At 71.0% G+C, this 9210-nt stretch carries 14 protein-coding genes; all 14 read left to right on the top strand.

Going from position 1 to position 9210, the window contains the following annotated elements; all coding sequences use genetic code 11:
* Nucleotides 1–263: 263 nt before the first annotated feature.
* Nucleotides 264–1412, top strand: a complete 1149-nt coding sequence (locus tag R5W23_RS04760; RefSeq protein ID WP_320685341.1) for a hypothetical protein — start codon at nucleotides 264–266, stop codon at nucleotides 1410–1412.
* Nucleotides 1413–1474: 62 nt separating this feature from the next.
* Entirely contained in the window at nucleotides 1475–2188 is a 714-nt protein-coding gene (locus R5W23_RS04755) for a hypothetical protein (RefSeq protein ID WP_320685340.1), read from the top strand.
* Between the two features lie 219 nt (nucleotides 2189–2407).
* On the top strand, nucleotides 2408–3613 hold the full coding sequence (locus R5W23_RS04750; RefSeq protein ID WP_320685339.1) for a phage major capsid protein: 1206 nt from the start codon (nucleotides 2408–2410) through the stop codon (nucleotides 3611–3613).
* Between the two features lie 46 nt (nucleotides 3614–3659).
* Nucleotides 3660–3950 carry a hypothetical protein gene (locus R5W23_RS04745; protein WP_320685338.1) on the top strand — a complete coding sequence of 97 codons (291 nt, stop codon included), beginning with the start codon at nucleotides 3660–3662 and terminating at the stop codon, nucleotides 3948–3950.
* Between the two features lie 250 nt (nucleotides 3951–4200).
* Nucleotides 4201–4428, top strand: coding sequence for a hypothetical protein (locus R5W23_RS04740; RefSeq protein ID WP_261188181.1), 228 nt, complete (start codon nucleotides 4201–4203; stop codon nucleotides 4426–4428).
* Between the two features lie 3 nt (nucleotides 4429–4431).
* Complete coding sequence (locus tag R5W23_RS04735; RefSeq protein ID WP_320685337.1) at nucleotides 4432–4779, top strand: hypothetical protein; 348 nt, start codon at nucleotides 4432–4434, stop codon at nucleotides 4777–4779.
* 4 nt (nucleotides 4780–4783) lie between these two features.
* Nucleotides 4784–5248 (top strand): hypothetical protein, encoded by a 465-nt coding sequence (locus R5W23_RS04730; RefSeq protein ID WP_320685336.1) that lies wholly within the window; start codon nucleotides 4784–4786, stop codon nucleotides 5246–5248.
* Nucleotides 5245–5508 (top strand): hypothetical protein, encoded by a 264-nt coding sequence (locus R5W23_RS04725; protein WP_261188178.1) that lies wholly within the window; start codon nucleotides 5245–5247, stop codon nucleotides 5506–5508. The genes R5W23_RS04730 and R5W23_RS04725 overlap by 4 nt, the downstream gene beginning before the upstream one ends.
* A gap of 180 nt (nucleotides 5509–5688) precedes the next feature.
* Entirely contained in the window at nucleotides 5689–5934 is a 246-nt protein-coding gene (locus tag R5W23_RS04720; protein WP_261188177.1) for a hypothetical protein, read from the top strand.
* 238 nt (nucleotides 5935–6172) lie between these two features.
* Nucleotides 6173–6547 (top strand): hypothetical protein, encoded by a 375-nt coding sequence (locus R5W23_RS04715; protein WP_261188176.1) that lies wholly within the window; start codon nucleotides 6173–6175, stop codon nucleotides 6545–6547.
* A 2-nt stretch (nucleotides 6548–6549) separates the two neighbouring features.
* Nucleotides 6550–7125 carry a hypothetical protein gene (locus R5W23_RS04710; RefSeq protein WP_320685335.1) on the top strand — a complete coding sequence of 192 codons (576 nt, stop codon included), beginning with the start codon at nucleotides 6550–6552 and terminating at the stop codon, nucleotides 7123–7125.
* Nucleotides 7086–7295: a hypothetical protein gene (locus R5W23_RS04705; protein ID WP_261188174.1), complete on the top strand. Its 210-nt coding sequence runs from the start codon at nucleotides 7086–7088 to the stop codon at nucleotides 7293–7295. The genes R5W23_RS04710 and R5W23_RS04705 overlap by 40 nt, the downstream gene beginning before the upstream one ends.
* Nucleotides 7296–7298: 3 nt before the next feature.
* Nucleotides 7299–8546: a hypothetical protein gene (locus tag R5W23_RS04700; protein WP_320685334.1), complete on the top strand. Its 1248-nt coding sequence runs from the start codon at nucleotides 7299–7301 to the stop codon at nucleotides 8544–8546.
* Nucleotides 8547–8670: 124 nt separating this feature from the next.
* A partial coding sequence (locus tag R5W23_RS04695) for a hypothetical protein (RefSeq protein WP_320685333.1) occupies nucleotides 8671–9210 on the top strand: 540 nt, incomplete at its 3' end.

Genomic DNA, 9210 nt, shown 5'->3' with positions numbered 1-9210 from the left:
GTCACTCCTCCCGGCGCCACCCCCTTCCCTTTAGGGAAGGGGGCCGGGGGGTTAGGTTGCCTTCCTCCCCTCCCTTCAGGGAGGGGCTGGGGGTGGGTTGTCTTCGGTTTTGCTCCCCCTCCCTTCAGGGAGGGGCCGGGGGTGGGTTGCCCCGCGCGCACCTACCGCCCCGGGATCACTCCTCCCGGCGCCACCCCCTTCCCTTTAGGGAAGGGGGCCGGGGGGTTAGGTCTTCATTTTCCGCCCGCTGCCATCGGCCGGGCATGACCACACCCCGGCGCATCACCGAACACGTCCGCGCCCCGTTCCGCGGCGCCCGCCCGAACCGCGACGCGGGCACCATCGACGGCGTGCTCATCTGCGGCACCGCCAGCGCCAACGGGCGCGACTACCCCGTCGCCGTGCTGCGCCGCGACTGCGCCCGCTACGAGGGCCGGCCGGTCAACTGCGACCACGGCCGCGAGAGCACCGTGGAGCGGCGGCTCGGGTGGTTCACCAACGTCCGCCCCGGACCCGACGGGCGGCCCCGCGGCACCCTCAACCTGCTCCGCTCGCACCCCATGTACGAGCGCGTCATGGAGGCCGCCGAGCGCAACCCCGCGCTGTACGGGTTCAGCCACGTCGCGCTCTGCGACACACGGCCCGGACCCGACGGGCGCGAGGTCGTCGAAGCCATCCGGGCCGTCGAGTCCATCGACCTCGTCGCACAACCCGCTACCACCAAAGGCCTGTTCGAAGGAGCACCCGTGCCGTTCACCCGCGCCCGACTGGTCGAGTGGCTCGCCGCGCACCCGGCGTCCACCCGCCGCCAACTCACCGCCGCCCGCCGGCTCGCCGAGATCGACGGCCCGGACGGCACCGACGGCACCGACATGCCGGCCGCCGACGCGCCCCCGCCGCCCGACGCCGGCGCCGCCGCCCCGCTCGACGCCGCGTTCCTCGCCGCGGCCACCGACGAACTCAAGGCGTGCATGGCCGCCAAGGGCGACCCGAAGGCGCTCGGCAAGTGCCTCACCAAGCTCAAGAAGATGCTCCGCGCGCACGCCGACATCACCGCGGACGACGCCGACACCGACGCCGACACCGACACCGACGAACCGCTCGACGACGACACCGACACCGACGACGGCGCCCCGAAGCCGGAGAGCGCGCGGCGCCGGGCCGGGGCCGTGCTGGAGGCGCTGGACGTGTGCGAGCGGCTCGGCTACCGCCCCGGGCGCGAAGACCTGGAGCTGATCGCCGCCGCCCCGCGCGACCGCCGCGCCGCACTGGCCGCCCGGCTCCAGCGGGCCGCGGCGCCCGCGCCCGAGCGGCCCACCAGCGCCGGCCGCGGGCGCCTCGGGGCGCTCACCCGGGCCAGCGAGTCGAAGCCGCCCGCCGATCCGAAGGCGTTCGCCGAGTGGATCGAGTGACCGCCCCCGGACCCGCACGGTCGCACCCGCACACCGCACCCCCAACATAACGAGGCCCGAACGTGAACATCGTCCGCATGCCGCAAGCCCTGCGCGAAGCCAAGGACCTGCACGGGGTCTACGACGACTTCCCGTGGTACATCAGCCCGCACCTGTGGACCGCCACCCTCACCGACTCCGGCACCGTCGTGGCCGCCGGGGTCGGCGGGATCGCCACCCTCACCAGCTCCGACGGGAGCGTGGCCGATAACGACGAATCGTACCTCGCCACCACCAACGCCCTGTTCAAGCCCGCCGCCAACAAGCCGCTATACGCCGAGGCGCTGATCCAGTTCACCGAGGCCGCAACCGACGACGCCAACGTGGCGTTCGGGCTCGCGTCGTCGGTGGGGGCGAACCTGATCCTAGACGACGGCGCCGGGCTCCGCGCCAGCGGGACGGTCGTTGCCATCTACAAGGTAGACGGCGACACGGCGTGGCGGTTCGTCACCCGTAACGGCGGCGACGTGACCGTGAGCCAGAGCCAGGAGAGCGCCGGCGGGGCCAGCTATCAGCAACTCGGGATCGAGGTTCTCGACGCCTTCGGCAGCTACGCCACCTGCGTCCCCACCATCGACGGCCGGCTCATGCGCGACGCCGTCACCGGCCAGCCGATCCGGCACCAGCTCCTGCTCACCGGCCTCGCCGCCGCGAGCCTGTTCGTGGGCGCCAAGAACGGCGGCGCCAACCTCGAAACCACCAACGTCGATTACGCCGGCTGCTGGCAGGCGCGCTGAGGAAATGCGGAGTGCGGAATTCGGAATGCGGAATTGAAGACAACAAGAACAATATCGCCCAGGCACCTGTTCGATGTTCCGCATTGCGGCTGTTCCGCACCGAATTGCGTCCCGCTTGCTCGTTGTCTTGTGTTTTGTTTGTTTGTTGGGTTCTATTCAGAATTCCGCGTTCCGAATTGGGAACGTTCCGCATTCCGAACTCCACACTCCGAATTACCTATGAACACTGCCAAGCTGGTCGAATCGTACAAGCGGCACCCGGCGGAGACGGAGGCCGGGCTGCGGGCCTCGCTCCGCGGGGGCGCGATCCGCACCGACGACCTGGACCTCGGCGACCTGTTCGTCGAGTGCTTCGGGTGGAACAACTTCAACCACTGCCGCAAAAACCTGGGCGACTGCGCCGAGCGCGCGCACGGGGTGCTCCAGCGCGCCCGGGTGGAGGAGGCCGCCGGGGCGAACAGCACCGCGGCGTTCCTCAACATCACCCAACAGTTCGCCTACGAGCGGGTGCTGGCCGCCTACGACGTGCCCGCCCGCGTGTTCGTGAACGCCATCCCGACCCGGCCCAGCAAGTTCAAGTTCGAGCGCATCCCGGGCGTCACCCACGTGGGCGACGAGAGCGACGTGGTGGAGGAGGGGAAGCCGTACCCGGAGGTGGGCGTCGGCGAGGACTGGACCGACACCCCGGAGACCCGTAAGCGCGGCATGATCGCCCGGGCCACCAAGGAGGCGGTGTTCTTCGACCAGACCGGCGAGTTCATGACCAAGCTCGACTCCCTGGGCGAGTGGCAGGGGGTGAGCGACGAGAAGCGGGCCATCACCTGCGTGGTGGACGCCGGCGAGACCCCCAAGAACCAGTACCGGTACCGGTGGCGCAACCTGGGGCCGATCCCCACCTACGGGGACAACAGCGGGGCGCACACCTGGGACAACCTGGTCGCGGCCAACGCGCTGGTCGATTACACGGACGTGCAGGCCGCGTGGCAGGCCCTTGTGGAGATCCTGGACCCGGCGACGGGCGAGCCGCAGAACGTCACGGTCAAGCACATCTGCGTGCCGCCGGCGCTGGCGTTCACCGTGCCGTTCGCGCTCAAGGGCATGGTGCGGCGCACCGCCCCGGGGTACGCCACCTCGGGGAACCCGGTGGGCAGCGAGATCCCGAACCCGACCGGCGACATCATCGGGCAGATCCAGGTGATGAGCAGCCAGTTGTTCCGGGCCGTGTCCGGGTCCGACACCACGTGGTTCCTGGGCGACCTGGGCGGCGCCTTCGAGCAGATCGAGAACTGGCCGCTGACGGTCACCACGATGGGGGCCGGCAGCCAACTGGAGTTCGATCAGGACATCATCTTCCAGAGCAAAGTGTCCAAGCGCAGCACGTTCAGCACGGTCCAGCCGCGCCGCATGGTCAAATGCACCGCGTGAGCCGCGGGGGCGGGCGCCGGGCGAACAGACACCACGGGGACGGAACATGGCGGACGAGACCAAGAAGGCGGGCGCGCGGTCGGGGAACGCGAAGGGCGAGCCGCCCGCCCCGAAGCCCGGCGCGCGGGTGTGCGCCCCGGCCGAGCGGGCGGGCGAGGGGCTAAAGCGGTTCAAGCTGCGGCTGGAGGGGCACCCGTTCGGGGCGCGCACCCAGCGGTACGTGCTCGCCCCGGATCGCGACGGCGCGGTGGGCGAGTACCTGCGGGCGGAAGGCATCGACCCGGGCGACGTGGACGGCGCGGGCGTCCGGGTGGTGACGACCGAGCTGCCGGACTGAGGCGCGACAAGGCGAGCGGAGGGCGTGAGCCCTCCGAGTGCGCCTCGCGCGACAAGGCGAGCGGAGGGCGTGAGCCCTCCGAGTGCGCGCACCCGACGCGCGCCTGCCGGGGTCGTGCCGCGCACCCGACACGCCGGGGCGCACTCGGAGGGCTCACGCCCTCCGCTCGCCTCGCGACGTTCGCCTCGCGCGGGCGCACTCGGAGGGCTCACGCCCTCCGCTCGCCAGAGCCTTAACGGGAAGGACCGCCATGCCGACGCCGCTTCAGAACTTGCAGGCCGCGTACCGGGACGTGTGCGCGAAGATCGCCGAGGTGCTCGCGAACCCGCTGCCGGACTACACGCTCCCCGGGGGCGTGCGGGTGGACCGCAAGACCTACTACGAGAGCCTGCTCGACCAGGAGAAGAGCCTGCGGGCCATCCCCGGGGCCGCCCCGGACACCAACCCCGTGTTCACCCAGACCAGCGTTGTGAGGTAGCCCGTGGCCAACGAACTGGACGGCATCGACTTCGGCGCCGACTTCGAGGCGCTCGCGCAGGGCACCGCGCCGGTCGCCGTGGCGAGCGTCGATGCCATCAGCGGGGTAGCGGCGGCCACTGTAACGGGGGTTACAGCCGCGAAGCTGATTCGGAAAACCTCCACCGGGCCGGCCCGGTCGGGCGAGGTCCCCAACACGCAGAACGAGTTCTGGCTCCGCACGGACCGGCTCGGGTTCGTGCTGAAGCCGGTGGACCGGATCACCGAAGGCGACGGCACGGTGTGGGTGGTCGCCGAGGTGAACGAGGTGGCGGGCTGTATCGTGCGGTGCCCGGTCACGAGGAAGAGGTGAGCCCGTGCCGAACCCGGTGAGCCCGAACCTGATCGCCGACGCCGTGGTGTCTGCCATCCGGGCGCTGAGCCTGGTGCCCGGCACCAAGGTGCAGAAGCTCAAGACCCCGAGTCTGCCGAGCGGGGTGGACCCGCCGTTCATCGCCGTGTGCGTGGGGGAGGGTGGCGAAGAAGGGCAGACCGAGCTGCTGGACGCCGAGACCAAGATCAACCGCTACCCGACCACGGTGGTCGTCATCGGAGCCGGCGGCGGGCGCAAGCTCGGGGACAACGAGCAGGTCCGCGAGTGGCGCACGCTCATCGAGAGCGCGGTGGGCGACGCGCGGGCGTGCTTCGCGGGCGTGCCCGGGTTCAACATGGTCACCACCATCGGCAAGGCGCCGTTCGACGGCAGCCTGATCCCGCGCGACCTGGACTACTCGGCCCAGACGTTCAACGTGGAAGTACTCGAATCGAGGGTGCCGTCGTGAGCAAGGTCAAACGTGGGGTGCCGCTGTACGAGCGCGGCACCCGGACCCGGGTCGCGGGCGTGGAGGCCGCCCCCGGGCCGGGCGGGGAGGCGACCGGGCCGCGGGCGACGTGGCTGGTCGCCGCGGCCTCGCTCGGCGGTCTGGTGCCCCGGGCCGGCGACCGGTGGCGGGACGGGGACGGTACGTGGTGGGCCGTGGTCGAGGCCGGGCCGCTCGCCGGCGGCGCGTACCCCTGCACCTGTACTCGTGAGACGGAATGACAACCGGTTCGGTGTGTGCCGGCGCCGGGGCGCGGCCTCTGCCCCGCATAACCTACGCGCGACGGTTCGGCCCCACGCGGCCTCGAACGCGCGCCCGACGCCGACCAGCGGGCCGGAGCCCCGCGCCCCGGCGCCGGCACACACACCGGGAACCTGGAACCACTGGAGCCCGTACCAGCCGTGGCACACACCATCTACCGGCGCCCCGCGGCGGGCGGAGCGACGCTGCGGCAGATCGTCGGGCTGCCGTTCCCCGCCGAGGCGGGCGGGGCGTTCACGGTCCCGGCGGCGGCCCTCGCGCTGGAGTACGCGAAGCCGGAGCCCGGCGACCGGGTCCGCGACGACGACGGCGACTGGTGGGTCGTGTCCGCCGTGAGCGGGCCGACCGAGGGCGAATACACCCTGACGTGCGAGGCCGCGCCGTGACCCGCCGCTCGAACGGTGCGACTCCCGGCTGGCTGACTTCATTCACGCTCCGGTTAACAGCCCCCGTTTTGGGCTGATGCATTTGTGGCACAGACATTCCTGTCTGTGCAAGATTCAGACGCCGCACAGACAGGAATGTCTGTGCCACAAGAAGCAGACACTGCCAGCCGACCCGCTGACCCGAGGCCGACACCCCGAAGGAGGGCATCCCATTTCGATCTCCGGAAAACACATCGCGATGAAGATCGGCGGGTCCAGCCCGGCGCTGGTGCCCGGGGTCCAGTCGTGGAGCGCCGAGGACAGCGCCCAGGAGCTGGACGGCACCACCGCCGAGGACGGGGGCTTCGAGCACCCCGACGACGGGCTCGCCAGCCTGCGCGTCTCCGCGCAACTGGTGATCGACATCACCGCCGGCGACCTCGTGAGCATCTCGCGCGGCACGGTGGTCACCAACCTGAAGCTGTACGCCGACATCGGCGCCACGACCCCCATTTACACGCTGCCGGTCGCCAAGGTGTTCAAGAGCTCGCCCAAGGGCGAGATCAACGGCCGGTTCACCTACGACATCGAGATTCGCAGCGTCGGCCCCTACACCCTCGCGGACCCGAACTGACCATGACACTCGCGGACGCATTCGCCGTCGGCTCGGACATCACCGGGCCGGACGGCACGGTTTACAAGCTGCGCAAGCCCACGCTCTACGAGCAGGGGGAGTTCCAGCGGTGGCTGGAGCAGCGCGCCCACGACGCGGTGGACCGGTCCACCGCCCCCGAGGACGCCAAGGACCGCCGCCACGCGCGGATCGACACCGACGCGGCGCTGGGCAAGTACGAGTTCGACGGCCCCTACGCGATGGAGGCCCTGTGGACCCCGGCCGGGCTGGCCAAGGTCGTCGCCATCGTGTGCCGCGACCAGGGCGTGACCGACGAGCTGGCCGAGCGGCTCGTCGCCGACCAGATCAAGCGGATCGCCGCGGCCCTCCTGGCGAGGGCCAGCGACGACCCAAAAGCGCTGGCGCCCCTGCTGGGGGCGCTGGGGCTGCCGACCGACTGGCTGCGGTCCGGGCCAAACGAACCGTCGTCCAGCAGCTCCTCAACCCCCCGTTCAACCGAACCTTCGCCGAGCTCGCCGGACTCACCGACGACCAGCTCGTGTTCCTCTACGCCGTCAAGCGCGGCCCCGATGGGGTGATGGAGGTCGAGGCCCCGCCGGCCCGGTTCCCGAACCTGCGCGAGCTGCACCGGCGCCGGTGCTTCCTGCTGGGCATCACCGACCCGGCCAAGGAAGAGCGGCTGTGGGCGGAAGAGGTCCGCCGCCGCGAGGCGGCCCAGCGGCCGGGGCGCCGCGAACGGAGGACGTGACGCATGGAGAACGGGTCCGAGTACCGGGCGCTGATCGCCGCGATGGAGCTGCTCCGCAACGCCATCCAGACCAGCGCCGCCGCCGCGGTCGGCAACGCGGCCAACGTGCAGCGGGTGCCCCGCGGGGACGGCACCGGGGGCCGCGGGGCGCGCACCCCCGGCGAGGAGGCGCTGCGGGCGTTCCTGAACGACCCGGACCGGCGCGACGCCAAGGCCCGCAAGACGCTGGCCGGCGCGCAGGAGAAGGACGACCGCGACCGCGCGGCCCAGGGGCTCGGCAAGAAGCTCGGCGGGCTGGTGGGCGGGGACGTGGGCGACAAGCTGGGCGACAAGGCCGGCGACGCGATCGCCGCCAAGATGGCCGACCCGGGGAGCAAGTCGGGCGGGGCCGGCAGCAAAATGGGCGGCGCGGTGGGCAACGCCATCGGCACCGCGATGGGCGGGCCGGTCGGCGGCATGGTGGGCGGGATGCTCGGCAGCGCGGCCGGCGGCGCCCTCGACCCCATCATCGACGTGCTGGGGAAGCTCGTGACCGCGCTGTCGCCGGTGCTCGGGCCGCTCCAGATGCTCGGGCAGGCGCTCCAGAGCAACATCAGCGGGTTCCAGATGATCGACCAGGCGACCAAGGTCCTGGCCACCACCATCGGGCCGATCTTCCTGCCCATCATGACGCTGTTCTCGGCCTACATCCTGGCGGTGTCCGAGGTGGTGGCCGAGCGCCTGCTGCCCATGATGGACGAGTGGTTCGGGCTCGTGATGGAGCAGGGGGTGCCGGCCCTCACCATACTGATCTCGGTCATCACGTTCGCGGCCGACGCGGTCATGGTCTTCGTCCAGGCTTATATGCAAGCGGTCGCCTGGATCCAGCGGCAGCTCAACCGGCTGAACCCGTTCGCCGCCGCGCCCGACGCGATGGGCGACTCCGGGGGCAAGGTGAAGCGCGGGATCAACGACACCATCGAGAGCCTCAAGCGGAGCATGGGGCCGAAGGCGCAGATCAGCGGCCTGGGGAGCGTGGCGCAGCAGGTGCAGATGGCCGCGCTGAGCCAGGACCCCCTTCAGGCCCGGCAGTTCCAGGTGCAAGTGAACATGCTCGCGAAGCTGGAACAGATCGCGCAGAACACGACGGCGGGCGGGGCCGCGCCCGGCCGCGCCTACGACCCGTCGGCTTCCGCCGCGTCGGCCGTGGCCCGCCGCGCCGCCAAGATGGGCGCCTTCGGCCTGGGCGGGTTGCTCGCCGACATGCTGTGAAGCGCACCCCGCCCGGCGCGGTGCCGGGCACCCGCCCGACCGGCCGCACGGCCCCGCGCCGGGCGGCCGTTGACGTTCGAGGCCGCGCCCGCACGCGGCCTCCGGAACCGAAGGTGAGGGACCGATGCCCGGTGAACTGCCCATTCCGCCGACGAACGCCGATGAATCCCTGCGCTACTACGATCCGGACGAGGTCGCCCTCATGGACCTCCGGCGCATCGGGGTGTCCGGGACCGGGGATCACATTCAGGACGACATGGGGCCGGACGGCAGCGGCAGCCGGCGCCTGTACTCGTGCTCCTGGGCCGAGCGCCACGCCACGGCCATTTACCTCCTCGGGTTCACGAAGACGTACACCGATAGCGGCGGCGCCCTCCGCATCTCGCGGCTCCTGCCCGACCGTCACCCCGCTTACGATATCTTCAACTGGGTGGCGACCAAGTGCCGCATCACCCCATACCGCTACACCGGTACCATCGAAGACGCGAACCTCAATTACGGGCAGCATATCCCCGTCTTCGAACGCGCCCATCTCGAAGTGACGTATGAACTCGTTCCGTTTGATCTCAAGGAGGATTTTGAACTGGGGGAGATAGCGGAACGCGAGATGGAACGCTATGTCACGCTGCCCGGCTACCCTGGTGCAGACGTGTCGACACAGGTG

This window comes from Gemmata algarum, from assembly GCF_034097035.1.
GTDB lineage: Bacteria > Planctomycetota > Planctomycetia > Gemmatales > Gemmataceae > Gemmata > Gemmata algarum.
Note: the sequence above shows the minus strand (reverse complement) of the source record. Positions and strands in the feature narration are given on the sequence as shown.